This is a genomic window from Curtobacterium sp. ME12 (assembly GCF_903970855.1).
GTDB lineage: Bacteria > Actinomycetota > Actinomycetes > Actinomycetales > Microbacteriaceae > Curtobacterium > Curtobacterium poinsettiae_A.
Genome location: NZ_CAJCKD010000009.1, coordinates 69,261 through 95,782, shown reverse-complemented (window position 1 = coordinate 95,782; position 26,522 = coordinate 69,261). Strand labels below are relative to the sequence as shown.

The window sequence follows — 26,522 nt, the reverse complement described above, 5'->3', positions numbered from 1 at the left end:
GCGACGCGGGCGTAGCGCGACATGGGCGGAACACGACACGGGCGCAGCGCGACACGGGCGCGGTACACGACGGGCGCGACGCGCCACCCGCGTGACGCAGAGGGGTCAGCTACCGATGGCCTCGGCCCACGCACGCTCGAGTCCGGCGCGGTCGAGCAGCTCGGTCGGACGGACCTCGAGGTCGTCGGCGACGAAGTAGAACACCGCGTCGACCTGGTCGAGCGGTCGCCCGGTGAACTCGGCGTAGGCGACGCGGTACAGCGCGAGCTGCAGCGTTCGGCGGGCTAGGTCGTCCGCGCCCGACGGCGCCTTGCCCGTCTTCCAGTCGACGACCTCGGCACGGCCGTCGATCTCGTACACGGCGTCCAGCTTGCAGACCACACTGTGCCCGAGGAAGGGGATGTGGATCTCCCGCTCGACCTCGATCGGTGTCAGCCCAGCCCACCGGGAGCGGGCGAACGTCGCCTGGAAGTCCGCCAGTCGACGGGCGTCGTCGTCGGTGACCACGGCGTCTGGCGACGCGTCGGCGAGGTCGTCGGCATCGAGGTCGAGCTCCCCGTCCCACACGTCGAGCGTCTCGAGCGCGCCGCCGCTCCGCGCCCGCTGTTCCACCCACTGGTGGAAGAGCGTGCCGAGCCGGGTGGCGCGGTACGGTCGCTCCGGCATCGGCCGGCGGAGCCGCTCGGCGACGGAGTCGGGTTCGGTCAGGTAGTCCTTGAAGCCCGAGGCCGGCACCCGGTGCGGGACGGCGACCGCGTGCTTCGCGTTCCGGGTGGCCTGCCGTTCGGCGAGCAGGAGGTCGATGTCGGCGGCGAAGCGCCCCGCAGCGCCGGGGTTCGCGTTCCGCACCCGCTCCGCCGCGGCCAGGACCCGCGGCGCGCGCTGCCCGAACGGCACGTGCGGCCAGGTCTGGGTCGCGCCGCTCTCCCCCATCGGGTTCTCGTCGTGCACCGTCGTCTCCGGGATCGCAGCACCGTCGATGACGCCGGCGTCCACCAGGTCGCGCAGGTAGCGGCTCGGCTCGGTGGGTCGGACTCCGCCGGCCCAGAACGAGCCGGACACCAGCAGGTCGTGCTTGGCGCGGGTCAGGGCGACGTAGGTGAGCCGGCGCTCCTCGTCTTCGTTGCGGGCCTTCACCTGTTCCTTGAAGGCGTCGATCGCCGTGGTGACGTCCTTCTGGGTCTCCTGCCCGCGCCACGCGAGTCGCGGCAGCTCGGCGGCGTCCCCGCGGAACTCGTACGGCAGTCGGCCGAACCCGAGCCAACCGGACGAGCCCTCCTGCGGACGCGCCGGCAGCCCGCCCTCGACCATCCGGGGCACCGCGACGGCGTCCCACTCCAGCCCCTTGGACCCGTGGATCGTCAGGATCTGCACGGTCCCGGCCTCGGGCTCCTCGGAACGCGGACCCATGTCGTCACGCCGGGCTGCGGCGTCGATCCACCCGAGGAACGAACCGAGGTCGGCGCGGTCGTCGGTCGAGACGAAGCCGGCGAGTTCGTCGATGAAGGCGTCGAGGTAGGCGCCGCTGCCCTGTTCGTGCGCGGCGACCTCGATGTCGAGTCGCATCTCCTGCACGACGAGCGTCACGAAGTCGACCAGGTCGCTCCCCGCGCGTGAGCGGAGCATCGCGAGCTGCCCGCCGAGCGCACGCATCCGGCTGCGCCCGGCGGCGGTGATGCCCTCGAGCGCGCCGTGCTCGTCGGGTGCGGTCGCGACGAAGTCGAGGGCGTCGACGATCGACCCGTGCTCCCCGGCGGCCACCGAGGCCCGGAAGGCCGCGGTCAGGTCGTCGTCGAGGCGCTGCTGGGTGTGGTCGCGCTGGAACAGCCACCGGGCGAGCTGGTGCAGGGCGACGATGTCCGCCGCCCCGACCCGCCACCGTGCACCCGCCAGCAGCCGGATCAGGTCGTTGCCGGCCGCCGGGTCGTGCAGCACGCGCAGGCACGCCACCAGGTCGACGATCTCCGGACGCTGGAGCAGTCCTCCGGTGCCGAGCACGTGGTACGGCACCCCGCGGGCACCGAGCGCCGCCGTGAACGCCGCGAGGTCCTTCCGCGCGCGCAGCAGCAGCGCCATCGAGCCCGTCGGGTCCTGACGGCGGTGGTCCTGGAACCACGCCGCGACCTCGTCGGCTTCTTCCGGCAGGGTCTCCGGGAACACCACCCGCACGGTGCCGGCGTCCGCGCCCGGCCGCGGCGAGAGCCGTTCGACGTCGACCTCGGACGCCTCGGACAGCGGTGACACGATCGCGTTCGCCCCCGCGAGCACGTCCACCGGGTTCCGCCAGCTGGTCGACAGCGCGAAGGTGACGGGTTCGGCCACGTCGGGTTCGTCGCCGCCGAAGTCGTGCGGGAACCGGGCGAGGTTCGCCGCACTCGCACCACGGAACCCGTAGATCGACTGGTGCGGGTCGCCGACCGCCATCACCGAGTGCCCGCGGAACAGCCGGGCGAGGAACCGGGTCTGCACCACCGAGGTGTCCTGGTACTCGTCGAGGAGCACCACCCCGTACCGGCTCCGCAGGTCGGTGACGACGCGTGGCGCGGACTCGGCCGCGGCGAGCGCGAGGGCGATCTGGTCGGAGAACTCCACGAACCCGCGGTCGACCTTCTGCCGCCGGAACTCGGCGACCAGGTCGGCCAGGGGTTCGAGGGCACCGATCGCGGCGACCGCGTCGGTGATCGCCTTGTACGGCTTGCCGCGGTTGCCGGGGAGTTCGAGCAGCTCGGAGAACTCCATCGCGAACCGGCGCAGGTCCTCCGGCTCGACGAGGTGTTCGGACGTGGCGCCGGCGAGGGCGACCACGGCCGCGGTCAGGGTGTCGACATCGCGGTCGAGTCCGGCGAGCCGGTCGTCGCGAGCGGCCACCACGACCCGACGGGCGAGCTGCCAGGCCGAGGGTTCGGTCAGCACCTGGGACTCTCCGTCACGCCCGACGAGCAGGGCGTTCTCGCGGAAGACCGCGTTGGCGAAGGCGTTGTACGTCGAGACGGTGGGCGCCTCGAAGGCGTCCCCCGGGGTGATCAGCCCCACGTCCTCGAGCGCGCGGATGCGGTCGTTGATGCGGACGGAGAGTTCACCGGCGGCCTTGCGGGTGAAGGTCAGGCCGAGCACCTCGTCAGGGCGGACGAGTCCGTTGGCCAGCAGCCAGACGACGCGCGACGCCATCGTCTCGGTCTTCCCGCTGCCGGCTCCGGCGACGACCAGCGCCGGCACGAGCGGCGACTCGATGACCGCGCGCTGCTGGGCGGTGGGGCGGGGGCGGCCGAGGGCGTCAGCGATGGCGTCGGCGTCGTGCCGGATGACGGGCGGCGCAGCGGCAGCCGTGCGGACCGCGCCGGCCACAGCAGCCGTGCCGGTCGCGTCAGCCGCGTCGGTCGTGTCCGCCGTGTCGCTCACCAGGTCACCTCCGCCACCACGTGGATCCGGCACTCGACCCCGGTCCGGGCCTTGTCGCAGTGGTCGTCCACGTTCGCCACGAACGTCCGGCCGGCCATGCCCCGCGCCACCCCGTGCAACCGCCCGCGGTAGGCCTCACGCGCCTCGGCGTCGAACGCGTGCTGCGTCCGCTCGGAGAACGCCTGCCCACCGCGGGGGTTCTGGACGAACACCAGCCGGGCGTCGGTCATCGGAGAACCCGCCGGCACGCCCTCGACCGCGCCGTCCTCGACCGCGAGTTGGTAGGCGCCGAGCTGCGGGTGTTCCGGCATGTCGTTCTTCTCGCTGGGCATCGACCGGCCGGTCTTCAGGTCGACGACGCTGACCCGGCCCTCGGGATCGACCTCGATGCGGTCGATGCTCCCCCGGATCCGGGCGGGCCCGGTCACGAGCGCGAACGACGTCTCGGCTCCGAGCAGCCGGCGGCCGGCACGGGCGAAGGTACGGAGGTAGTCGCTCAGCCCCTCGATCATCCGCCGGGTCCGGGCGCGCTCGCGGTCGGCGACCCAGGGCGACTCGAACGTCAGCTCGTCCCACCGGGCCTCGACCCGCTCCCACAGCGACTCGACGTCGATCTCGGTGGCGTGCTCCATCGCCTCGTGCACGATCGTCCCGATGCCCATCGCCGGGCTCGGGGCACCGCCGCCGAAGGTCTGCGCGAACCAGTGCACCGGGCACTCCTCGAAGGTGCCGATCCGCGACGGCGACACCGACACGGCCGGAGCGACGGGCTCGCCGCCCTCGACCTCGGGCGCGGGCTCGGCGTCGAGGTCGACCAGGGGGTCGTCCGTGGTCGGTTCGGCGAGCCCGTACCACTCGTGCGGTGCCGCCCCGGGTACCTCGGCCTCGGCCAGGCGGGCCAGCGCGGACGCGGCCTCGTGGTCGCCGGAGCCCACCACCCGGCGGCGCAGCGACCCGGCGAGCCCACGCAGGGACAGCGGGTGGACGGTCGGCTGACGGTCCGGCGGCACCGGGACGAGTCGGACGAAGGGTGACGGCGACTCGTCGTCGTTCGCGACCGTGCCGATGACGACCTGGGTGGTGGCGCGCGAGACGGCCCGCGCGAACAGCCGGAGTTCGTCGGCGACCACCGCGGCACGGTCGTCGATGGGCGAACGCTCGACCCCGGCAGCAGCGCGGACCAGTCCGTCCGGGTCGAGCAGACTGCCGCGCACCCGGGTGTTGGGCCAGACGCCGTCCTGCAGACCGAGCACCACGACCACGTCGCACTCGAGCCCGATCGTCGCCGACGGCGTCAGCACCCGCACCCGGCCGGCGGTCCGGTCGGGGCCGATCGAGTCCTCGGGCAGGTCGGCGCCGAGCAGGTCGTCGACGAAGACCCGCGCGGGAGCGTCCGGCGTGCGCTCGACGAAGCGCTTGGCGGCGGTGAACAGGCCGACGACGGCGTCCAGGTGCCGGTCGGCTTCCCCGGCGCCGACCCCACCGGCGGCGGACTGGGCACCCCACGACTTCGCGAGACCGCTGCGTTCCCAGAGGCCCCAGAGGATCTCCTCGATGCTCGATCCCGCCTGGGCGTCGGCACGTGCCTGCACCAGGCTCCGGGCCAGCCGGGTCGCCCGGCGCGCGAACCCGGCGTCCACCGTCGCCAGGCGCTCCGGTGCGCCCAGGGCATCGACCAGCAGTTCGTCGGCGGTGCGGCTGCCGTCGCCCGCGAGTTCCTCGCGCCGCAGGGCGAGCCGGAGCCGGCGCATCGCCAGGGTGTCGAGGCCACCGAGGGGTCCCGTGGCGAACGCGGTGGCCAGGGCGGCGTCCAGCGGCAGGACGTCGAGCGCCACCGCAGCCGCGTCGAGCAGCACCCGCGCCGCGGAGTCGTCGCGCGGACGGACGGGCGCGGCACCGGCGGTCGCCGGGACCTCGGCCACGGAGAGTGCCCGGACGAGTTCGGGGATGGCGGCACCGCTGCGGGTGACCACGGCCATCCGGTGCCACGGCACACCGTCGAGCAGCCGGTGTTCGCGCAGTCGACGGGCGATCGCCACGACGAGCGCGGACCGGCTGGCGGCCTCGAGGTGCACGACGGCGTCGGACCGCGCATCATGGTCGCCCGCCGAGGCACTGCGCTGCCGACCGGCCGCCGCGGTGCCGATGCGACCCGTGACACCGGTGACCAGGGCACGGATCGGGGCGGGGTGCCGGTGCACTGCGCCGAGGAACAGCTCGTCGACGCGGTCGACGCCGAGTCGCACGGCCAGGCGACCGAGGACGTCCGGTTCGGCGCCGCGGAACGCAGAGGCGGCGATGTCCGGGTCGCCGAAGGCCACGAGCTGCACGCCGGAGCGGGCGAGCGCCCCGAGCAGGGCGATCTCACCCTCCACCAGTTCCTGCGTGTCGTCGACCACGACCAGGCGCAGGGCGGCGATGCTCGCGGGGAGCTCGTGCCGCAGCACCGCGGCGGTGGCGTACGCCACGAGTTCGCCGGAGTCGAGTCCGGTCGGTCGGAACGCGGTCACCGATGCCCGGTAGTCGTCCACGAAGTCCCCGACGGCCCGCCACTCGGGTCGTCCGAGCTCGTCGCCGAGTTCCCGCATGTCGTCGGGCTCGACGCCGGCGGCCACCGCACGCATCATGACGTCACGCAGGGCGGTGCGGAAACCCGCTCGCTCACGGACGACGGCGGTGATCGGGTCGGGCCAGGCCGGTCCGGCTCCGTCGAGTTCGTGCCCGGCGAGCAGGTCGGCGATGATCCGGTCCTGCTCCCCACCGGTCAGCAGCGTCGGGGGTTCCTGCCCCTGCACCGACGCCGCGTGGGTGACGATCTGGAACGCCAGCGAGTTCACGGTGCGGGCGAGTGCACCCGGCACGACCCGGTCGACCGCCCGAGCGAGCCGGTCGCGCAGCGCCGTCGCGGCCGTCCGCGCCGAGGTCAGGGCGAGGACCGTCGCGTGGCCGTCGGGGGTGATGGCGTCGGGTCGGGTCAGCCGGTCGGCGACGAGCCGTGCGAGCGTGGTCGTCTTGCCACTGCCCGGTGCACCGATCACCGCGGCGTGACGGCCGTCCGGCAGCGCGAGCACCGCGGCCTGCGAGGGGTCGTCGACCAGTGCGCGCGCGAACCCGGTGTCCTCGGGAGCGGGCGTCAGCGTGGTCTGCGGCACGCTCGTACGGTACCCAGGACCGCCGACAGCACCGCTGCGGACGCGCGGGACACCGGTCGTCACGACGTCGAGTGCGCCCGCGGCGAACGCCCGATGCCGCACGGGACGGCTCGGATACGCTGTGCTCGTGGACATCAAGATCGGCATCATCAACAGCCCCCGCGAGATCGCCTTCGAGACCGCCCAGACCGCGGACGAGGTCGAGAAGGCCGTGTCCGAGGCGCTCACCGCCAAGTCGACGCACCTGTCGCTGCAGGACGACAAGGGTCGTCGTTTCATCGTCCCCGTCTCGGCCCTGGCGTACGTCGAGGTCGGCGCGGAAGAGGCACGGCGCATCGGCTTCGTCGCCTGACGACGTGGAACTGCTCTTCGCCGTCCTCGGCGGCGTCATCATCGGCGCGGTCGCGCACGTGATCCTGCCGTGGCGGTCGAACCGCGGCGTGCTCGTCGGCCCCGCGGTCGGCGGCATCGCCGCAGCCGTCCTCTGGGAGGCACTGACCTGGGCCGGGTGGCGGTACGACGGCACCTGGATCTGGGTCGTGGCCCTCGTGGGGTCCGGCGTGGTCGCCCTCGTCGTCGAGTGGCTCCTCGGCACCCAGCGCGACAAGCGCGACGCCGCGTACTACGAGCAGCTCAGGACGCGCGGCGCCTGACCAGCAGGCGGCCCGACGCTCGAGCAGCCTGACCGCTCAGGCCGTCAGACCGAGTGCGTCCATCCGTCGGGTGTGCGCGGCGATGAGTTCGGTCCAGACCGGCTCGAGCCGCTCCTGGTCCTCGCGGGCGTGCGACGCCAGCGCCGACCGGGCGACCAGCAGGGTGTCACCCACCAGGCGACGTCCCCACATCGCCAGACGCGAACCGATCTGCGGGTCGTCCTCGATGTGCGCCGTCAGTTCTTCGACGACCGCCGCTTCCTCGCGTGCGTCGAACACCGAACGGAGCCGCTGCCGCACGTCGATCGGCAGCGAGCGGAGCAGGTTGCCGAACAGGTCGTTCAGGATGCCGGCCGTCACGTAGCCGGTCAGCATCGACTCGTACCAGTCGGCACCGCTGGTCCGTTCGAGGAACAGGTCGATCGCCTCGCGGTGCGGGGCCATCAGCGCCGCCGGGTCTCCGCCGCTGCGCTCGATCTCGGCCACGATCGTGCGGTGCCGCTCGAGCGCCGTCGTCGCGAGCACCCCGGTGACCAGACGGCCGGAGAGCGTCGGTGCGGAAGCACCGGCTCGTCCCATGGTCTCGTAGACGGAGAGCTGCAGGTACGCGGCCTGCCCCAGGTAGACGTCGAGCTCCGGGGTGACGTCGTCGAGCGCGAGCCGCTTGACCTGTGCGGCTCCGCGCGGGCTCCGCGACGCGAGCCATGCGGCAGCGAGCTGCGCCGCGCGCTTCCGGTTCCACCACGACACCACCCGACCAGCATAGAGGGCACCCGCCGGTCACCCGCCCGACCTCCAGCGGTGCCGACCGGTCACCCGCCCGACGTCCGGTGACGCCCGCCGGTCGCCCGCGCCGACGCCCCGACGGACCCCGGAGCGCCCGGACCACGCGCCCGTCGGTAGACTGGCCGGGACTTCCACCAGAACTAAGGTGATTCTTTGACTTTCTCAGACCTCAACATCGACCAGGACATCGTCGATGCACTGGCCGGCAAGGGCATCCTCGAGCCCTTCCCGATCCAGGAACAGACCATCCCGCTCGGCCTGACCGGCCAGGACATCATCGGCCAGGCCAAGACGGGTACCGGCAAGACGCTCGGCTTCGGCCTCCCGCTCATCCAGCGGCTCGGCGCCGACCCGGAGCACGGCGTGAAGGCGCTCGTCGTCGTCCCGACCCGTGAACTCGCGGTCCAGGTCACCGAGGACCTCGAACTCGCGGCCTCGAACCGTCCGACCACGATCGTCTCGATCTACGGCGGCAAGGCCTACGAGGGCCAGGTGGAGCAGCTCAAGGCCGGTGCCCAGATCGTCGTCGGCACGCCCGGGCGGCTCATCGACCTCCAGCGGCAGCGTCTGCTCGACCTCTCCCACGTGCAAGAGGTCGTGCTCGACGAGGCCGACCGCATGCTCGACCTGGGGTTCCTGTCGGACATCGAGCGCATCTTCCAGGCCGTCCCCGAGGTGCGGCACACGATGCTGTTCTCGGCGACGATGCCCGCGCCGATCGTCGCGCTCGCCCGCCGGTTCATGAGCCGTCCGGTGCACATCCGGGCGACCGACCCGGACGAGGGCCTCATGCAGGCCAACATCAAGCACCTCATCTACCGCGCGCACTCCCTGGACAAGGACGAGGTCATCGCCCGCATCCTCCAGGCCGAGGGCCGCGGCAAGACCGTGATCTTCACCCGGACCAAGCGTGCCGCGGCGAAGCTCGTCGAGGAACTGAAGGACCGTGGGTTCAACGCCGCAGCGGTGCACGGCGACCTCAACCAGGAGCAGCGCGAGCGCGCGATGGCGGCGTTCAAGGCCGGCAAGCGTGACGTGCTCATCGCCACCGACGTCGCGGCCCGCGGCATCGACGTCGACGACGTCACGCACGTGATCAACCACACGATCCCGGACGACCCGGACACGTACCTGCACCGCGCCGGCCGCACCGGCCGAGCGGGCAAGACCGGCATCGCGGTCACGTTCGTCGACTGGGACGACCTGCACAAGTGGACGCTGATCGACAAGGCCCTCGAGTTCGGGATCCCCGAGCCCGTCGAGACCTACTCGTCGTCGCCCCACCTGTTCGAGGAACTCGACATCCCCAAGGGCACCAAGGGCCGTCTGCCCGGCTCGTCGTCGCACGCGGCTTCTGCCGGCGCGCCGGTCGAGAAGCGCAGCAGCGACCGTCCGGCCTCGGGTTCGCGTGACGCGTCGCGTTCGCGGTCGCGCAGCCGCACCCGGTCAGGAGGCTCGGAGCAGTCCGCCGCGCAGGCTCCGGCCACCGAGTCGGTCGCCCCCACCGCCGCGACGGGCACCGAGGACGGCTCGGCCGCCGAGGCTGGTTCCACCACCGACGGCGCCGCGAAGCGTCGCCGCCGTCGCCGCCGTCGCGGAGCCGGCTCCGGCGATGCCTCGGCGACCGCTTCGGCACCGCAGGGCACGTCGGACGGCGAGTAACGCCTCCAGACCGAAGGGCCCGTCGCTGACGCGACGGGCCCTTCGCCGTCTCCCCCCCCGACTGCACCGTGGGAGCGACAGATCGCCGCGAAGGGTCAGCGGGCATCTGTCGCTCCCGCGGATGGGTCACGCCGCGCCGAGCGAGATCTGTCGCTTCGGTGGGACGGCGCGACGCGTCAGGACAGGCGCGAGCCGGGTCCGACCACGGGAGCGCTGCCCGTCGCCTCGGACACGATCGCGTCGAAGGAGACGCGTGCGGTACGGTGCTCCCCCAGCCGGTTCGGCTTGCCGGTGCCGTGGTAGTCGCTCGAACCGGTGACGAACAGGCCGTAGCGGGTCGCCCAGTCGAGCAGCGTGCGCTTGCCGTGTGCCAGGTTCTCGCGGTGGTCGACCTCGAGCCCGCCGAGCCCGGCGTCGACGAGGTCGCGGAGCATCGGTTCATCGATGACGATCCCGCGCGAGGACGCCGCCGGGTGCGCGATGACGGGCACGCCGCCTGCCTGCCGGATGAGTTCGACGCCGCGCAGGGGCGACGGTGCCTCGTGCGGTTCGTAGTAGCCGGACGCGGGGTGCAGGATGCCGCGGAACGCCGCGGACCGGTCGGACTCGAGCCCGCGAGCGACCAGGGCGTCGGCGATGTGCGGACGGCCGATCGTGGCACCGGGGCTGGACTGGGCCAGGACGTCCGCCCAGGTGATCGGGTGGTCCTCGGCGATGCGGTCGACCATGCGGTGCGCGCGGGAGAGCCGGCCGTCGCGGATGCGGGTCGTCTCCTCGACCAGTCCGGGGTGCTCGGGGTCCACCAGGTAGCCGAGCACGTGCACGCTGCGGTAGCCGATCCGGGTGCTCAGCTCGAGGCCCGGCAGCAGGGTCAGGGGCAGCTCGTGCGCCGCGGCCGTGGCGTCCGCCCACCCCGCGGTCGTGTCGTGGTCGGTCAGCGCGACGGCGTCGAGTCCGGCGGCCGCGGCCGCTCGCACGAGCTCCGCGGGACGCTCGGTGCCGTCGGAGACACTGGAGTGCGCGTGCAGGTCGATGAACGGGTCTGGCACGTGGCCAATGCTATCCACAGGTGAGCGGCCGCACAGGCCGGGTGTCCCCGGGCGGTGCGATGATGGACGCATGGCCGACACGACTCCCCGCGCGACGAGCAACCGATCCACGACCCCCGGGTCCTCGACCTTCAAGGACTTCATCGGGTCGCAGTGGGCCGAGCGCTCGGAAGCGCAGCCCGAGCCCCGCGAGCAGGCCGCGTTCGCCGCCGAGCGTCGCGCGCGCATCTCCGAGCTGCACCCGGGCCGCACGATCGTGGTGCCCGCCGGGCAGGCCAAGGTCCGCTCGAACGACTGCGACTACCCGTTCCGACCGCACTCCACCTTCGCGCACCTGACCGGCTGGGGCACCGACACCGTCGTCGGCTCCGTGCTCGTGATGACGCCGAACGGCTCCGGCCACGACGCCACGCTGTACTTCCGCGCCACCGCAGGCCGCGACTCGGAAGAGTTCTACGCCAACCCCGAGATCGGCGAGTTCTGGGTCGGTCCGCGCCCCTCGCTCGACGCCGTCGCCGCCGACCTCGGGCTGGCCACGGCCGACCTCGGAGCGTTCTCCGCCGTCGCCGACGCACTCGACGCATCGGCACTGCTCGTGCGCGAAGCCGACGACGACCTGACCCGTTCGCTCGACGCCCGCATCGGCGCGGCGATCGGTGGTGCGGTCGAGACCGAGGGATCGCCGGCCACCGACGACCTGCTCTCCCGCGACCTGTCCGAGCTGCGACTGGTCAAGGACCCGTACGAGGTCCGTGAGCTCCGCAAGGCCGTCGACGCCACGAAGCACGGGTTCGACGACGTCATCGGCGACTTCGACGCCGTGCTCGCGCACCCGCGCGGAGAGCGCATCGTCGAGGGCACGTTCAACCGCCGGGCCCGCGCCGACGGCAACACCGTGGGCTACGACACCATCGCCGCCTCGGGCCACCACGCCTGCATCCTGCACTGGACCCGCAACGACGGCGCCGTGCAGCCGGGCGACCTCATCCTCATCGACGCCGGCGTCGAGGTCGACTCCTTCTACACCGCCGACATCACCCGCACGCTGCCGGTGAGCGGCACCTTCTCGCCCGTGCAGCGCATGGTCTACGAAGCCGTGCTCGAGGCCGCCGATGCCGCGTTCGCGATCGTCAAGCCCGGCATCACGTTCCGCCAGGTGCACGCCACCGCGATGGAGGTCATCGCGCGCAAGACCGCCGAGTGGGGCTTCCTGCCGGTCTCGGCCGCCGAGTCGCTCGAGCCGGACAACCAGTTCCACCGCCGCTACATGGTGCACGGCACGAGCCACCACCTCGGACTCGACGTGCACGACTGCGCCAAGGCCCGCCGCGAGATGTACCTCGACGGCACCGTGCAGGCCGGCATGGTCTTCACGATCGAGCCCGGACTGTACTTCCAGCAGGACGACCTGACCGTGCCGGAGGAGTTCCGCGGCATCGGTGTCCGCATCGAGGACGACATCCTGGTGACCGAGGACGGCGCCGAGAACCTGTCAGTCGGCATCCCCCGGACCCCCTCGGAAGTGGAGGGGTGGATCGCCCGCTCTGGCCGCTAGCCTGATCGGGTGACCATGCCCGAGGCCTCCCCGAACACGTTCTCGATCGAGGTCGAGCACTTCGACTCCCCCGACGCCCAACGACTCCGCGCCGCCCAGCGCCTGGAGATCGACCGGGCACACGGCGGCGACACCGAACCCGGTGAGAAGCCGACGGCCGAGTCGATCGCGGTGTTCTTCGTCGCACGGGACGAGTCCGGTACTCCCCTGGGGTGCGGGGGCCTGCGCATCGTCGACGACGGCATCGCCGAGATCAAGCGGATGTACGTGCGACCGGAATCCCGCGGGTCCGGCGTCGCGGCTGCCCTGCTGCGACGGCTGGAAGAAGCCGCGCTCGACCTGGGGTCCCCGGCGCTCGTCCTCGAGACGGGGACGGAGCAGCAGCGCGCCGTCGGGTTCTACCAGCGCGAGGGGTTCCGGCGGATCGCGAACTTCGGGCCCTACGTCGGGGCACCCCTGTCGGTCTGCTACTCGAAGGTCCTCTAGTCGCGACGAAGCCGCCCGGCGGTTCCGTGCCGTGCGATGCCGTTCCGTGCGCAAGTCGGCGCCGCGCGCGGGCCCGCGCCGCGTCTGGTCACGACGTGCCGTCGGCCCGAGGACGAGCGGTCACGAACCGTCGTCTGTGCCGGCGCCGAACGACGATCGCTGACCGCTCGACCCCGGGCTCGCGAGGTGTGGCGACCGCCCGAACGTCCGCCCTCCGGACTCCGCCGCCGGGTCGCACGAAGTGCCGCCCGCGACGATCGGCGGCGACAGTTCGCGCGACGTCGGCGGACGTGAACGGCGTGTCGAGCGATCTCGCACGACCCGATCTCGCACGAACCGATCTCGCGCAACCCGATCTCGCGCGACCCGAGGACGAAGCCCGGTCGCGCCAGCCGGAGCGCAGCTAGCGGCGGTCGCCGTCCACGTCGCCGTCGCGATGGGCATCCGACGAGGACGAGGGCTCCGGCGGCGTGGCACCGGCGACCCGCTCGCCGTAGCGCGGCGGCTCCTCGGGCCGACGCTCCGGCACCGGCCGGGCCGCGGGGGCGGCAGCCGTCTCCGGGGTCTCCCCGTACCGGGGTCCGTCGTTCGTGCCGTAGCGCGGCGGGCCCGAAGGCGCACCCGTCTGCGCCCCGGGGGCCGACGTGCCGGGGTGCTGCGGGCCTCCTGGCTGCTGGTGCGGCGTGGCGTGCCCGCCGTACGGCGACTGCTGCTGCTGCGGCGGGACCCCACCGGGGCCCGGACGCCACTGCTGCTGCTGCCGCTGCTGCTGCTGCTGCTGCTGCTGCTGGGGAGCGTCGTTCCAGTGCGTGGACGGGGTCGCTCCGTGCTCACCGAGGATCCGCTGCGCCTGCCCGGTCAGCTGCGGGTTGACGACGATCTGGTAGTTCGTGGCGAGCACCTGGTGCACGCTCGTGAAGTCGCGCTGCCGCTTCGTGATCGCGAACGAGACGATGCCGTAGAGCATGCCGAACGCGGCGCCGATGACGGCCGCGGCGAAGAACAGCCCACCTGCCTGCGGTGAGAACAGCGTGAGCACGATGCCGAAGAAGAACCCGAGCCACAGACCGGACAGCGCGCCGGCGATGGCGGCGCGGCCGTAGGTCATCTTGCCGGTGACCCGCTCGACCGTCTTCAGGTCGTTGCCGACGATCGAGAGCTGGTTGACGGGGAAGTCGGCCTCGGCCAGCTTCGCCACCACGCGCTGCGCATCGGGGTAGCTGTCGTACGTTCCCAGGACGTCGCCCTTGGGCAGCGTCGGGAACGCCTGGGCGGTCCTGCCGGCGAAGGGGCTCTGATTGCTCACACAGCCATCATTCACCGCACACCTTGCAATCGCACGTGCACTCTCAGGGAAGCAGCCGATCGGAAGCAGCCGACCGGCGCGGGCCGAGCGCGCACACCCGAGCGGCTACGCTGGGTCGGGTGAGCGCCACGAAGGTCTTCGTCGCCCGCCTCGCCGGGTGCTCCGTCTTCGACCCCGCGGGCGACCGCGTCGGCAGGGTCAGGGACGTCCTGGTCGTGTACCGCCGGGCCGATCCCCCACACGTCGTCGGGCTCATCGTCGAGGTGCCCGGCAAGCGCCGGATCTTCGTGAGCATCGGCCGCATCACCTCCATCGGTGCCGGGCAGGTCATCACGACCGGCCTGGTGAACATGCGCCGCTTCGAGCAGCGCGGCGGCGAGGTCCGCGTCATCGCCGAGATGCTCGGTCGCAAGGTGCTCATCAAGAACCAGCGGATCCGCGCCACCATCGAGGACGTCGCGATCGAGGACCGCGGACAGGGCGACTGGGAGGTCGCGCAGCTCTTCCTCCGCAAGCCGAAGACCACGCCGTCGCCGTTCGGCAAGGGCCCCACGACGTTCGCGACGTGGAACGAGGTCACCGAGGACGAACTCCCCGGCGAGGCCCAGTCCGCCGAGCACGTCATCGCCGCCTACTCCGACCTGCTGCCCGCCGACCTCGCGTCGACGCTGCTCGACCTGCCCGCCGAGCGCCGGTTCGAGGTCGCCGAGGAACTGCCCGACGACCGCCTCGCCGACGTGCTCGAGGAGATGCCCGACCAGGAGCGCATCGAGATCCTCACGCGGTTGGCCGACGCCCGCGCCGCCGACGTCCTCGACCAGATGCAGCCGGACGACGCGGCCGACGTCCTCGCCCAGTTCTCCGACGAGCGGAGTGAGGCGCTCCTGCAGCTCATGGAGCCGGAGGAGGCGCAGGACGTCCGCATGCTCCTGGAGTACGAGCCGGACACCGCCGGTGGTCTGATGACCACCGAGCCGGTGATCGTCTCGGCCGACGCCACCGTGGCCGAGGGCCTGGCGCTGGTCCGCCGCCACGAGCTCGCGCCGGTGCTCGGCGCCGCCGTCTGCGTCACCCTGCCGCCGTACGAGCCCCCGACCGGTCGGTTCCTCGGGCTCGTGCACTTCCAGCGGATGCTCCGCTACCCGCCGAACGAGCGGCTCGGCACGCTCATCGACCAGCAGACCGAACCGGTCCGGGTCGACGCGAGCGCCGCCGAGGTCACCCGCATCATGGCGACCTACAACCTGCTGTCCGTCCCCGTGGTCGACGACGCCCACCGTCTCGTCGGGGTGGTGACGATCGACGATGTCCTCGACCACGTCCTGCCGGACGACTGGCGAAGTCAGGGCGAGGGGGAACCCTCACCGCTTCCACGCCAACGCCCGCGCAGGACACCCGTGACGACGGGAAGGAGGACCACCCGTGGCCCGAACGGATGACAACCGTCGCGACCGTGACCGCCAGGAGGTCCGGCTCGACTCCCCCAAGGGCATGCGCACGCGTGTGCTCCCCAGCCGCCGCCGTGGTCGCGGGGACACCTTCGGTCGCGCCACCGAGGGCATCGCCCGCGGTATGGGCACGCCGTGGTTCCTCATCGGCCTCACGCTGTTCTGCGTGGTCTGGATGGGCTACAACACCCTGGCACCGAAGCCGTGGCAGTTCGACTCGGCGGCCATCGGCTTCACGGCGCTGACGCTCGTGCTCTCGCTGCAGGCCTCGTACGCCGCTCCACTGATCCTGCTCGCGCAGAACCGGCAGGACGACCGCGACCGCGTGCAGTTCGAGCAGGACCGCCAGCGCGCCGAGCGCAACCTGGCCGACACCGAGTACCTGGCCCGCGAGGTCGTCGCCCTGCGCCTGGCGATGCGGGACATGGCGTCGAAGGACTTCATCCGCGCCGAGCTCCGCTCCCTGCTCGAGGAGCTCGACCGCCGCGACGCCGACGAGGCCGGCTACGCGGACGAACACGACAGCTCCACCCGTGGCTGACGCCGCCCCCACCGACGAGCAGCTCGGCACGGCGGTCCTCGCTGCGCTCGGCCGTGTCATCGACCCCGAGATCCGCCGCCCCGTCACCGAGCTCGACATGATCCGTGGTGTCGACGTGCAGCCAGGAGGCGCGGTGCGCGTCGACCTGCAGCTCACGATCGTGGGATGCCCGGCCGCCGACACCATCGAGCGCGACGTCTGCGTCGCCGCCGGGTCCGTGCCGGGGGTCGCCGCAGTCGCCGTCGACGTGTCCGTGATGGACCCGGCGACGCGCTCCGCACTCACCGAGCGGCTGCGGGCCGGCCGGCCCAAGGGTGTCCAGTTCCCCGCGGACTCGCTCACCCGGGTCATCGCCGTCACGAGCGGCAAGGGCGGCGTCGGGAAGTCCACCGTCACCGTGAACCTCGCCGTCGCGCTCGCTCGGCGCGGTATGCGCGTCGGGGTCGTCGACGTCGACGTGCACGGCTTCAGCGTCCCCGGGCTGATGGGTCTGACGGACGAGCACGGGGTCGCACCCCGTCCGACCCGCGTGGACAGCATGATCCTGCCGCCGGTGGCGCACGACGTGAAGGTCGTGTCGATCGGCATGTTCGTCGACGACGTCTCGACCGCGGTGTCGTGGCGCGGACCGATGCTGCACCGCACCGTGAACCAGTTCCTGACCGACGTGTTCTTCGGTGATCTCGACGTCCTGCTGCTCGACCTGCCCCCGGGCACCGGTGACGTCGCGATCTCGGTGGGGCAGCTGCTGCCGCACGCCGAGGTCCTGGTCGTCACGACCCCGCAGGCCGCCGCGGCCGACGTCGCCGAACGCAGCGGGATCGTCGCCCGGCAGACCGGGCAGCGCGTCATCGGCGTGATCGAGAACATGGCCGGGCTCGTGCAACCCGACGGATCGGTCCTGCACCTGTTCGGCGAGGGCGGTGGCGCCGAGACGGCCGCGCGGCTCTCCCGCGGGCAGGACGCCCCCGTCCCGGTGCTCGGCAGCGTGCCGCTGTCCGTGCCGCTGCGAGAGGGCGGCGACGCGGGCGTGCCGGTGGTGCTCAGTACCCCCGAGGACCCGTCCGCCGTGGCGCTGACGGCGATCGCCGACCGCATCACCACGATGGGACGCGGGCTCGCCGGTCGGAAGCTCGGGTTGTCGCTGTCCTAGGCTCGGGGGCATGAGCACGGATCACGTCGACGTCGACTGGGACCACGCACGCGCCACCAACCGCGCGAACTGGGACGACCGGGTGCCGATCCACGAGGGTGCCTACGCGATCGACGCCCTCGCCGACCCCGGCCACCGCTCGGACGTCGTCCGCGAGGACCTGCCGGCCCTGACGCCCTGGTTGCCGACCGGATCGCTCGCGGGCCTCGACGTCTGTCACCTGCAGTGCCACATCGGCACCGACACGGTGTCACTCGCGCGCGAGGGTGCTCGACTGACCGGCGTCGACTTCTCCCCCGCTGCCCTCGCCTCGGCCGCCGGGCTCGCATCACGCCTCGGCCTCGACGTCACCTGGGTCGAGACCGACGTGCTCGATGCCCGGGCCGCCGTCACCGGCGACTTCGACGTCGTGTACACGAGCATCGGCACGATCTGCTGGCTCCCCGACCTCGACCGTTGGGCTGCGCAGGTCGCCGGCCTGCTGCGCCCCGGCGGGGTGTTCTTCATCCGCGACGGCCACCCGGCGCTGTACGCCCTCGACGAGGACGCCGACGAGCTGATCACCCGGTACCGGTACTTCCCGGACGGCACGGCGCAGCAGTGGGACGACGCCGGCACCTACGCCGGCGACGGCACGGTGGCGAACACCCGCACCTTCGAGTGGCCGCACCCGCTGTCCGAGATCGTGAACGCCCTGCTCGGGGCCGGGCTGCGGATCCGGCGGCTCGACGAGGGCCGGACGCTGCCGTGGCGCTTCAGCTCGCGCATGGTCGAGACCGGCACCGGGTCGTGGGCCTGGCCGGAGCACGACCGCGACCGGATCCCCACCACCTACACGATCGTCGCGACCCGCGATTGACGCGTCCCCTGGTCCGTTCGGCGCATCCTGTGCGTTCGTTCATGGACAGGGCGTTCTACCCCGGCGCATTATGCAAGGGCATTACACAATGCCCTTGCGGAATATGATGTGAGGGCTCCACCCGCCGGACGACGACGTCCGACCGAGGACAGGAGAACCGTGTGAACCAGAACACCCGTGTGCGATCGGGCCTCGTTGCCACCATCGCCGCCGTCATCATCGCAGGGGGCTCGCTCACTGCGGCGCCAGCCTTCGCCGCGTCGACCTGTGCGACCGCTTGGAGCGCCGGCACCGCCTACAACGGCGGAGCCACCGTCAGCGAGAACGGCTCGAACTACACCGCGAACTGGTGGACCCAGGGCGACGAACCGGCGACCCACTCCGGTACGACCGGCAGCGGCCAGCCGTGGACGTCGACCGGCGCGTGCACCGGCGGCAGCACGGGCGGTGGGACGACACCTCCGGGCGGCGGCACGACGACCCCGGGCAACGGCAGCACCGGGACCGCGAGCGGGCTGGTCTTCAGCCCGTACAAGGACATCACCGTGAACCTCGACTGGAACACGAACGTCATGAACACCGCGGTCACCGGCACGCGGATCCCGGTCGTCGGGTCGACCAACAGCCTCGTGTCGACGCGGGAACCCGGTCTCAAGGCCATCACGCTCGCCTTCGCCACCGGCACCTGCGGCAGCGAGAACTGGGGAGGTGTGGCCGCCGACGCGTTCGCCAGCGCCAACATCGCGAAGCTCGACGCTGCCGGGGTCGACTACATCGTCAGCACCGGTGGCGCCGCAGGCTCGTTCAAGTGTTCCGGCACCGCGCTCCAGTCCTTCATCGCCCGGTACGCCTCGCCACACATGATCGGCGTCGACTTCGACATCGAGAGCGGGCAATCCGCCGCGGACGTACAGAACCTGGTGAGCGCAGCGGCCCTGGCGCAGTCGAAGTACCCCGGCCTGCGCTTCTCGTTCACGCTCGCCACCCTGGCGGCGTCCGACGGTTCGTTCGGCGGGCTGAACAGCACCGGTGACGCCACCGTCAAGGCGATCAAGGCCTCGGCGCTCACGAACTACACGATCAACCTCATGACGATGGACTTCGGGCGTGCGACCACGGCCAACTGCGTGATCGTCGGGTCGACGTGTCAGATGGGGCAGTCCACGATCCAGGCGGTCACGAACCTGCAGCACACCTACGGGATCGCGTCCTCGAAGATCGAGGTCACGCCGATGATCGGTGTGAACGACACCCAGGACGAGGTCTTCACCCTCGCCGACGTCGACACCGTGGCCGCCTACGCGAAGTCGCACGGCCTCGCCGGCGTGCACACCTGGTCCCTCGACCGTGACACCCCGTGCCCGGCACCGCAGAGCACGGCGTCGCCGACGTGCAACTCCGTGACGGGGTCGGCGCCGCTCGCGTGGACCGACCGGTTCCTGGCGGCGCTGCGGTAGGCGCGGCCCGGACGGACGGGAGGCCCGGTGCCAGCTGGCACCGGGCCTCCCGTCCGTCGCGTGGGGACGTGACGGGCGTCAGGTCGCCTCGGCGTCGAAGGGTGCCGGTTCACCGGCGGCCAGGGGCACGACGGGAGCCGTCGCGCGCACCTTGGAGGCCGTCACCTGCGCGGTCTGGACGGCTGCGGCACTCGTGCCGGAGTCGAGCAGGGCATCGCGGATGATGCGACGCGGGTCGTACTGGCGCGGGTCGAGCTTCTGCCACTCGATGTCGTCGAACTCGGGGCCCATCTCGTCGCGCATCCGCTCCTTCGCGGTGTCGGCGAACCGACGCACGGCCTTGACGAACTCGGCCAGCTTCTGGGCGTACATCGGCAGGCGCTGCGGGCCGAGCAAGAGGACGCCGATGACCCCGATGATCAGGATCTTGTCGAGCGGGATGTCCACGCGAGCGAGCCTAACGCGTGCTGCTGCGTTGCACCTCTAGAGTTGTCTCCCGAACGGAGTGTGCGTGTCAGAGAAAGAGTCGAACTGGAAGTTCGCCGAGGACATCGTCTCGGAGACCGAGGCGATCGCCCGTGCTCGTGAGCACTCCCTGGAACTCGGGGTCGAAGCGATCTCGCCCGCGATCGGTGCGCAGATCGGGGTCATCGCCGCAGCCTCGCGAGCCACGAGCATCATCGAGATCGGCACCGGCCTCGGGGTCTCCGGCCTGTACCTGCTCGCCGGCGCCCCGGACGCGACCTTGACCACGATCGACGTCGAGGTGGACCACCAGCAGTTCGCCCGCGACGCCTACATCAGCGCCGGTACCGCTCCCGCACGGATCCGGCTCATCCCCGGTCGGGCGAACCAGGTGCTCCCCCGCATGAACGAGGCGTCGTACGACGTCGTGCTCGTCGACGCCGACCCGGAGCACGTCATCGAGTACGTCGAGCACGGGCTGCGCCTCGCCCGCCTGGGCGGCACCGTCCTGGTGCCGCACGCCCTGTGGCGCGGGCGCGTGGCCGACCCGGTGAAGCGTGACCGCGCCACCACGGACTTCCGGCTGCTCCTGACCGAGGTGTCGACCTCGGGTGCGGTGCGGAGCGCGCTGTCGCCCGCCGGTGACGGGCTGCTGCAGTTGACGAAGGTCACCAACTAGCCCTCGACCCGCCGACGCTCGCGCAGGTCAGTCGAGGTACCGCAGGTACCGCTCGGGCGACTCGAGGAACGCACGCTCGTTCCGCACCAGGTCGAGGTCGCGCCATCCGGTGCGCCGCAGACCCCACTCGCCGACCTCGTTGATCTCGGCCCCGGGGAACGCGGCGAGCACGGGTGAGTGGGTCGAGAGCACGACCTGGCCGACACCCGTCTCGACGATGGACTGCAGGAGCCCGATCAGCGCCAGGCACCCCGAGAACGACAGCGCGGACTCCGGCTCGTCGAGGATCCAGAGCCCGGGCCACTGCGACCGGTGGATGACGAAGTCGAGGAACGACTCACCGTGGCTCCGTTCGTGGAACAGCGGCTCGGCTCCCCCGGGGTGCTGTTCGAGGTAGGTGAAGACCCCGTGCATCGTCTCCGCCCGCAGGAAGAAGCCGGACCGCACCGCGCCGGGCTCCCGGTGCAGGGCGATGTGCTCCCAGAGCTGCGATTCGCTCGGGCGGGTGCTGTGCCCGGACTTCGTCGAACCGCCCTCTGGCCCCATGCCGAAGGCGAGCGCCATCGCCTCGACCAGGGTGGACTTGCCGGCACCGTTCTCACCGACCAGCACCGTCACCGGAGCGAGGTCGAGCCCGTCGTCGAGGAGTTGCCGGACGGGCGCAACGGTCGCGGGCCAGACATCGCGCGGCATCGGGTCGGGCGCGTACTCCTCGACGCGGCGGATCGGCAGTCTCGTCCTCGGCACGGCCCCATCCTGCCGGAGCCGACCGACAGCGCCGGGGATGCTCCCGCCGCGGGATCGTCGGCGGACAGACGGAAGGCCCGGAGCGTACACGCTCCGGGCCTTCCGTTCTGGTGCTTCGACGTACTAGGCCGAGACGACCTCAGCGAGTGCGTCGTGGAGTTCCTTGGCCTCGGCATCGTTGACCGAGACGACCAGGCGGCCTCCACCTTCGAGCGGAACCCGCACGATGATGAGTCGACCCTCCTTAACAGCCTCCATCGGCCCGTCACCGGTCCTCGGCTTCATGGCTGCCATCAGATGTCCCCTTTCGTGCAGTAAATGCAGCCCCATTATCCCGTATGGAGGGGGCAACTGCGAAACCGCCCAGGTTGGGGGTGTCGGATGTGCCGTTCGGATGCTCCGCAGAACGCGGATCCACGGGCCTCAGGCACCCCGCATCGATCACGGCGGGGTCCAGTCGTAGCCGTCGATCCACCACGTGGAGTACAGCCAGACCCACTGCAGCCCGATGAACGCGACGACGACGGCCACGCGGTACACCCGCGACCGCGGCAGCGCGACGATGCCGAGCAGCGGTGCGATCGGCACGAGGATGCGCCAGGTGCTCGACTGCGGGAAGAACACCGCGAGCAGGTACACCAGGTACGCCACGCCCCAGAGTCGGAGCTCGATGCCGATCCGACGTGCGGCCGGCATGCCCACGAACGCCGCGAACCCGACGAGCACGACGACGAGCAGCACCGTGCCCGCCGGCTGTCCGAACCACCACCCGAACCCCTGCACCCACGGCGCGAACGGCACGAGTTCCTTCCAGCCGATGTACGACGACCGCCAGGCGAGCTCGGTGTCCGTGTAGGCCTTCGGCACGCCGGTGACCGCCCATGCGATCGCAGGCCAGGCCAGACCGACCAGACCCGACACCGTGGCGACCACCGCGGGTGGTACCAGCCGGCGGAGGGTCAGCGGTTCCGACGAGCGCACCCAGGCCGGGCGGATCGCCCACGCGGCCACGAAGAGCACCACCAGGAACGCGAAGGCGAGTCCCGTCGGTCGGGTCATGCCGAGCAGGAGCACGACGGGCAGCATCGCCCACCACCGTCGATCCACCATGAGCAGCAGCGCGACGAGCAGCAGGAACAGACCCATCGACTCCGCGTAGGCCACCTGGAACATCGCCGACACCGGTGCGACGCAGAACAGCACCGTGGCGAACGTCGCCCGTCCTGGGTCGAGGAACCGTCCCATGAGCCGGCGGAACACCAGCGCGGCCCCGAGTCCGGCGAGCAACGACACCGAGACCGCGACGGACTCGAACGACGCTCCGGTGAGCAGCGTGAGCGCGCGCACCAGGAACGGGTACGCGGGCATGAACGCCCACGCGTTCTCGGTCACGTGCCCTGCGGCGTCGACGGGCAGGGTCGACGGGTACCCGCCCGTGGCGATCACGCGGTACCAGGCGCCGTCCCAGATCGACGCGAACGACAGGTAGCCCGGGCTCTGCACGGTGAACGAGTTCGCCGCCTGCACGCGGGCGAAGGCGAGCATCATGGCGCCCGTGACGAGCCGCGCCAGCACGTAGACGACCGTGATGCGCACCCACCACGGGACGACCCGGTACCGGGCCCGCCAGCGGTTCCGAGCAGGGGTCTTCCGGGCGACCCCCGCCGTCGTCAGGCCGTCAGCCACCGACGCAGCCCGGCCTCGACCGCGGTGATCTGCGCGACCGGGACCTGCTCGTCGTCGTGGTGGGCGAAGACCGGCTCGCCGGGGCCGTAGTTGACCGCGGGGACCCCGAGCGCCGAGAAGCGTGCGACGTCGGTCCAGCCGTACTTCGGACGGGGCTCCGGTCCACCGACGGCCGCGACGAAGTCCTGCGCGAGCGGGGCGTCGAGCCCGGGGCGGGCACCGGCGGCGAGGTCGACGATCGTGACCTCGTACCCGTCGAACAGCTCGCGGATGTGGGCGACGGCCTCGTCGGCCGAGCGCGAGGGGGCGAACCGGTAGTTCACGTGCACCATCGCCTCGTCCGGGATGATGTTGCCCGCGATGCCGCCGCTGATACCGACCGCGTTCAGGCCCTCTCGGTACTCGAGCCCGTCGACCGTGACGGTCCGCGGCTCGTACGCGGCCAGGGTGGCCAGGATCGGGGCGGTCTTGTGGATGGCGTTGTCGCCGATCCAGCTCCGGGCGCTGTGCGACCGCTTGCCGAACGTGCGGATCTCGGCGCGGAGGTTGCCGTTGCACCCACCCTCGATCTGCGCCCCGGACGGCTCACCCAGGATCGCGAAGTCAGCGGCGAGGAGTTCGGGTCGCGTCCGGGCCAGGCGGCCGAGGCCGTTCAGGGCGTCGCTGACCTCTTCGTGGTCGTACCAGACCCACGTGACGTCGACCGAGGGGTCGACCAGGTCGTACGCGAGCTTGAGCTGCACCGCGCAGCCGGCCTTCATGTCGACGGTGCCGCGGCCCCAGAGGATCTCGGTGCCGTCCTCGGTGGTCCGGAACTCGGTCGGCAGGTTGTCGTTGAGCGGCACCGTGTCGATGTGACCGGCGATGACGACCCGGCGGTCGCGGCCCAGGTTCGTCCGCGCCACGATCGCGTCGCCGTCGCGGATCACCTCGAGGTGCGGCAGCGGTGCGAGCACGGCCTCGATCGCGTCGGCGAGGGCCTGCTCGTTGCCGGACACCGACTCGATGTCGCAGATGGCACGGGTGATGTCGATGGACGAGGCGGTGAGGTCGAGGTGCTCCGGCATGCGGGCAGCCTACCGGCCGCCCCTCGCACCGCCCCGGCAGTCCGGACGGTCGGCGACCCCACCCGCCCCGGCAGTCCGGCCGGACGGTGCCCGCCGACGGCCGCTCGGTACCCTGGAGCCGTGACCGACACGACTGCCACCGACCGCCCGACCCACGCCTGGGGCCACGGCCTCGCGACGATCGCCGCCGACGGCACGACGCTCGACACCTGGTACCCGGAGACGCACCTCGGCGCCCTGCCCGCCGACGCCGTATTCCCCGCCGAGCTGCAGGCGCACGTCGGTGACGACCCCCGCCGCGAGGTCCGGATCGACGCCGTCACCACCGAGATCACGATCGACGCCGGCCCGACGAGCACCCCGGACGCGTACCTCCGCCTGCACCTGCTGAGCCACCTGCACGTGCGTCCGAACGAGGTCTCCCTCGACGGCGTCTTCGGCCACCTGCCGATCGTCGCGTGGACGAACGCCGGCCCGGTGCATCCCGAGTCACTGACGCGACTGCGCCCCTCCCTGCAGCGCGCCGGCATCGCCGTGCACGCCGTCGACAAGTTCCCGCGCCTGCTCGACTACGTCGTGCCGGACCGCGTCCGCATCGGCGACGCCAACCGCGTCCGCCTCGGCGCACACCTGGCGCCGGGCACGACGGTCATGCACGAGGGCTTCGTCAACTTCAACGCCGGCACCCTCGGCGACGCCATGATCGAGGGGCGCGTCTCGCAGGGCGTCGTCGTCGGCAACGGCACCGACATCGGCGGTGGCGCCTCGATCATGGGCACGCTGTCCGGCGGCGGCACGCACCGTGTCTCGCTCGGCGAGCGCGCGCTGCTCGGCGCGAACGCGGGCCTCGGCATCTCGCTCGGCGACGACTCCGTCATCGAGGCCGGGCTCTACGTCACGGCGGGCACGAAGGTGGTCCTGGTCGGCGCGGCCACGAACCCCGACGGCACCCCGAAGACCGTCAAGGCCGCCGAGCTCTCCGGCACCCCGAACATCCTGTTCCGCCGCAACAGCATCAGCGGCGCCGTCGAGGCGCTGCAACGCACGGGCGAGGGCATCCAGCTGAACACCGCGCTGCACGCATAGCGCCGCTCAGCGCCTCCGCTGATATTTCTTCTCTTGCACGTCACGTTTCGTCTCGATACGGTGTGGCCAATGCCGCACCGCCGCGGCGCAACAAGCCAAGGGGAGAACATGTCACTTCGCACCACCGGCATCACGCTCGGGACAACCGTCGCGATCATCATGTCGAGCGTGCTCGTCGCACCGTCCGCGCACGCAGTCGACCGCTCCGCGCCCAGCAGCACGGCCGGTCCATCGACGACGCAACCGCTGACGGACGTCACACCAGAGCAACTCGACGTCGCTGTTGCTGAAGCCCGCGCCGGCGGGTACGTCATCGACGAGCGGATCGAGCGTGACGGCGCGCGCATGACCACCATCGAGCTCGGAGACGGCTTCTCGTTCGACATCGTGCAGGGTGATCCTCGAGCTCGTCTCGGGGCAGGCAGCGACAAGTACGGAACCTACGTCTCCTTCAACGCGACTGATCAGTCCGCGATCATCAGCGGAGCTGGCTGGGCTCTGGGCGCGGGTGTCTGCGCCATCAGTGCCGGGACGTTCTGCGTGGTGGCCGGCGCAATCATCGCCGCCGCAACGTGGGCGGTGACCACCAACGGGATCCGATGCGGATCGAAGTCGCTCCGCGTCTACCCCTTCAACGGCGCACGAAACCCTCGATGCGTGTGACGCCACGACCGATCGGAGTCAGCTGATGCAGGTACTCGTCGCGACCGTCTTCAGCATCTGCCTGGTGGCGTTCGGCGTCGTCATCACGACCTCACCGGCGACGGCAGGACTGTGGACGAGCAATGCTCTGGGGACGGTGGCGCTCTTCGCCGCGATCCTGATCACCGGGACCGCAATCCGGCATCACCGGAAGCGGCCCTGAAACGATGCTTGGAGGCCCGGTGCCGGTCCACGACACCGCCACCGGGCCTCCAGGCCGTTGCGTCCAGCGCCCCGCCCCGCGAGCGGTCACGACGCGCCGCCTGCGCGCGCCGAGGGCGCACGAACCGTCGCTCCGGCACTCGCCGGACGACAGTTCGCGACCGCTCGGCGGAAGTGAGCGGCACGTCCTGCCTCCTCACGCAGACCGACGCACGCACGCCAGGCCCGGAGCCGGTCCACGAGACCGGCACCGGGCCTCCCGGCCGTCGCGTCCAGAGCCCGCCCCGCCCTGCGAGTGGTCACAACACGCCGTCCGCGTGCGCCGAGGGCGCGCGAACCGTCGTTTCGACACCCGCCGGGCGACAGTTGATGCCCACTCGGCGGAGGTGAGCGGCGCCTCCTGCCGCCCCGTGCGACCCGGC

24 protein-coding genes are annotated in these 26,522 nt (G+C 71.8%); 14 read left to right on the top strand and 10 right to left on the bottom strand.

Translation table 11 applies throughout. The annotated features are described in order from the left end of the window. Positions 1-105: 105 nt before the first annotated feature. The gene (locus H7A73_RS06830; RefSeq protein ID WP_259362755.1) at positions 106-3,399 is read right to left on the bottom strand and encodes an ATP-dependent DNA helicase; all 3,294 of its coding nucleotides are present in this window, start codon (positions 3,397-3,399) and stop codon (positions 106-108) included. After that, on the bottom strand, positions 3,396-6,551 hold the full coding sequence (locus H7A73_RS06825; protein WP_182065245.1) for an ATP-dependent helicase: 3,156 nt from the start codon (positions 6,549-6,551) through the stop codon (positions 3,396-3,398). Before H7A73_RS06825 ends, H7A73_RS06830 begins: the two co-directional genes overlap by 4 nt. A gap of 127 nt (positions 6,552-6,678) precedes the next feature. Between H7A73_RS06825 and H7A73_RS06820 the strand changes: the two genes are divergently transcribed. Together H7A73_RS06820 and H7A73_RS06815 are read left to right on the top strand one after the other, a co-directional pair. Further along, complete coding sequence (locus tag H7A73_RS06820; protein ID WP_031259670.1) at positions 6,679-6,903, top strand: DUF3107 domain-containing protein; 225 nt, start codon at positions 6,679-6,681, stop codon at positions 6,901-6,903. Between the two features lie 4 nt (positions 6,904-6,907). Further along, positions 6,908-7,204 carry a hypothetical protein gene (locus tag H7A73_RS06815; protein ID WP_182065244.1) on the top strand — a complete coding sequence of 99 codons (297 nt, stop codon included), beginning with the start codon at positions 6,908-6,910 and terminating at the stop codon, positions 7,202-7,204. A 36-nt stretch (positions 7,205-7,240) separates the two neighbouring features. On the opposite strand, the gene H7A73_RS06810 is transcribed toward H7A73_RS06815, so the two are convergent. Further along, entirely contained in the window at positions 7,241-7,954 is a 714-nt protein-coding gene (locus tag H7A73_RS06810; protein ID WP_259362753.1) for a ferritin-like domain-containing protein, read from the bottom strand. 189 nt (positions 7,955-8,143) lie between these two features. On the opposite strand from H7A73_RS06810, the gene H7A73_RS06805 reads away from it, so the two are divergent. Beyond that, on the top strand, positions 8,144-9,652 hold the full coding sequence (locus tag H7A73_RS06805) for a DEAD/DEAH box helicase (protein WP_182065243.1): 1,509 nt from the start codon (positions 8,144-8,146) through the stop codon (positions 9,650-9,652). 176 nt (positions 9,653-9,828) lie between these two features. On the opposite strand, the gene H7A73_RS06800 is transcribed toward H7A73_RS06805, so the two are convergent. After that, positions 9,829-10,701 carry a PHP domain-containing protein gene (locus tag H7A73_RS06800; RefSeq protein WP_071405460.1) on the bottom strand — a complete coding sequence of 291 codons (873 nt, stop codon included), beginning with the start codon at positions 10,699-10,701 and terminating at the stop codon, positions 9,829-9,831. A gap of 70 nt (positions 10,702-10,771) precedes the next feature. Here H7A73_RS06800 and H7A73_RS06795 point away from each other — a divergent pair, with 70 nt between their 5' ends. Then, a complete protein-coding gene (locus H7A73_RS06795) occupies positions 10,772-12,256 on the top strand; it encodes an aminopeptidase P family protein (RefSeq protein WP_182065242.1) in 1,485 nt (494 codons plus the stop codon). Positions 12,257-12,271: 15 nt separating this feature from the next. Then, positions 12,272-12,742 carry a GNAT family N-acetyltransferase gene (locus H7A73_RS06790; protein WP_182065260.1) on the top strand — a complete coding sequence of 157 codons (471 nt, stop codon included), beginning with the start codon at positions 12,272-12,274 and terminating at the stop codon, positions 12,740-12,742. Positions 12,743-13,145: 403 nt separating this feature from the next. Here H7A73_RS06790 and H7A73_RS06785 read toward each other — a convergent pair whose 3' ends face one another. Beyond that, positions 13,146-14,048, bottom strand: a complete 903-nt coding sequence (locus H7A73_RS06785) for a general stress protein (RefSeq protein ID WP_182065241.1) — start codon at positions 14,046-14,048, stop codon at positions 13,146-13,148. Between the two features lie 119 nt (positions 14,049-14,167). Between H7A73_RS06785 and H7A73_RS06780 the strand changes: the two genes are divergently transcribed. The 5 genes from H7A73_RS06780 to H7A73_RS18195 all read left to right on the top strand — a co-directional run bounded on the left by H7A73_RS06780 (position 14,168) and on the right by H7A73_RS18195 (position 19,506). Further along, positions 14,168-15,487 (top strand): magnesium transporter MgtE N-terminal domain-containing protein, encoded by a 1,320-nt coding sequence (locus H7A73_RS06780; protein ID WP_182065240.1) that lies wholly within the window; start codon positions 14,168-14,170, stop codon positions 15,485-15,487. Between the two features lie 52 nt (positions 15,488-15,539). Further along, positions 15,540-16,037 carry a DUF1003 domain-containing protein gene (locus H7A73_RS06775; protein ID WP_042539423.1) on the top strand — a complete coding sequence of 166 codons (498 nt, stop codon included), beginning with the start codon at positions 15,540-15,542 and terminating at the stop codon, positions 16,035-16,037. After that, positions 16,030-17,190 (top strand): P-loop NTPase, encoded by a 1,161-nt coding sequence (locus H7A73_RS06770; RefSeq protein WP_182065239.1) that lies wholly within the window; start codon positions 16,030-16,032, stop codon positions 17,188-17,190. The genes H7A73_RS06775 and H7A73_RS06770 overlap by 8 nt, the downstream gene beginning before the upstream one ends. A gap of 10 nt (positions 17,191-17,200) precedes the next feature. Beyond that, positions 17,201-18,049, top strand: a complete 849-nt coding sequence (locus H7A73_RS06765) for a class I SAM-dependent methyltransferase (RefSeq protein WP_182065238.1) — start codon at positions 17,201-17,203, stop codon at positions 18,047-18,049. Positions 18,050-18,210: 161 nt separating this feature from the next. Further along, entirely contained in the window at positions 18,211-19,506 is a 1,296-nt protein-coding gene (locus H7A73_RS18195; protein WP_220456595.1) for a carbohydrate-binding protein, read from the top strand. A 78-nt stretch (positions 19,507-19,584) separates the two neighbouring features. Here H7A73_RS18195 and H7A73_RS06755 read toward each other — a convergent pair whose 3' ends face one another. Then, on the bottom strand, positions 19,585-19,953 hold the full coding sequence (locus H7A73_RS06755) for a twin-arginine translocase TatA/TatE family subunit (protein WP_027464570.1): 369 nt from the start codon (positions 19,951-19,953) through the stop codon (positions 19,585-19,587). Between the two features lie 64 nt (positions 19,954-20,017). Between H7A73_RS06755 and H7A73_RS06750 the strand changes: the two genes are divergently transcribed. Beyond that, positions 20,018-20,650, top strand: coding sequence for an O-methyltransferase (locus H7A73_RS06750; protein ID WP_182065237.1), 633 nt, complete (start codon positions 20,018-20,020; stop codon positions 20,648-20,650). A 27-nt stretch (positions 20,651-20,677) separates the two neighbouring features. Here H7A73_RS06750 and H7A73_RS06745 read toward each other — a convergent pair whose 3' ends face one another. The 4 genes from H7A73_RS06745 to dapE all read right to left on the bottom strand — a co-directional run bounded on the left by H7A73_RS06745 (position 20,678) and on the right by dapE (position 24,150). Next, complete coding sequence (locus tag H7A73_RS06745; RefSeq protein WP_259362752.1) at positions 20,678-21,397, bottom strand: AAA family ATPase; 720 nt, start codon at positions 21,395-21,397, stop codon at positions 20,678-20,680. Between the two features lie 123 nt (positions 21,398-21,520). Continuing rightward, the gene (locus H7A73_RS06740) at positions 21,521-21,691 is read right to left on the bottom strand and encodes a DUF3117 domain-containing protein (RefSeq protein WP_017887054.1); all 171 of its coding nucleotides are present in this window, start codon (positions 21,689-21,691) and stop codon (positions 21,521-21,523) included. A gap of 147 nt (positions 21,692-21,838) precedes the next feature. After that, positions 21,839-23,083, bottom strand: coding sequence for a hypothetical protein (locus H7A73_RS06735; protein ID WP_182065236.1), 1,245 nt, complete (start codon positions 23,081-23,083; stop codon positions 21,839-21,841). Then, on the bottom strand, positions 23,068-24,150 hold the full coding sequence (gene dapE / locus H7A73_RS06730) for a succinyl-diaminopimelate desuccinylase (RefSeq protein WP_182065235.1): 1,083 nt from the start codon (positions 24,148-24,150) through the stop codon (positions 23,068-23,070). Before dapE ends, H7A73_RS06735 begins: the two co-directional genes overlap by 16 nt. Before the next feature lie 120 nt (positions 24,151-24,270). Between dapE and dapD the strand changes: the two genes are divergently transcribed. The 3 genes from dapD to H7A73_RS06715 all read left to right on the top strand — a co-directional run bounded on the left by dapD (position 24,271) and on the right by H7A73_RS06715 (position 26,101). Next, positions 24,271-25,236, top strand: coding sequence for a 2,3,4,5-tetrahydropyridine-2,6-dicarboxylate N-succinyltransferase (gene dapD / locus H7A73_RS06725; protein WP_182065234.1), 966 nt, complete (start codon positions 24,271-24,273; stop codon positions 25,234-25,236). Positions 25,237-25,305: 69 nt separating this feature from the next. Then, positions 25,306-25,899, top strand: a complete 594-nt coding sequence (locus H7A73_RS06720) for a hypothetical protein (protein WP_182065233.1) — start codon at positions 25,306-25,308, stop codon at positions 25,897-25,899. Between the two features lie 25 nt (positions 25,900-25,924). After that, the gene (locus H7A73_RS06715; RefSeq protein ID WP_182065232.1) at positions 25,925-26,101 is read left to right on the top strand and encodes a hypothetical protein; all 177 of its coding nucleotides are present in this window, start codon (positions 25,925-25,927) and stop codon (positions 26,099-26,101) included. Positions 26,102-26,522 lie beyond the last annotated feature (421 nt).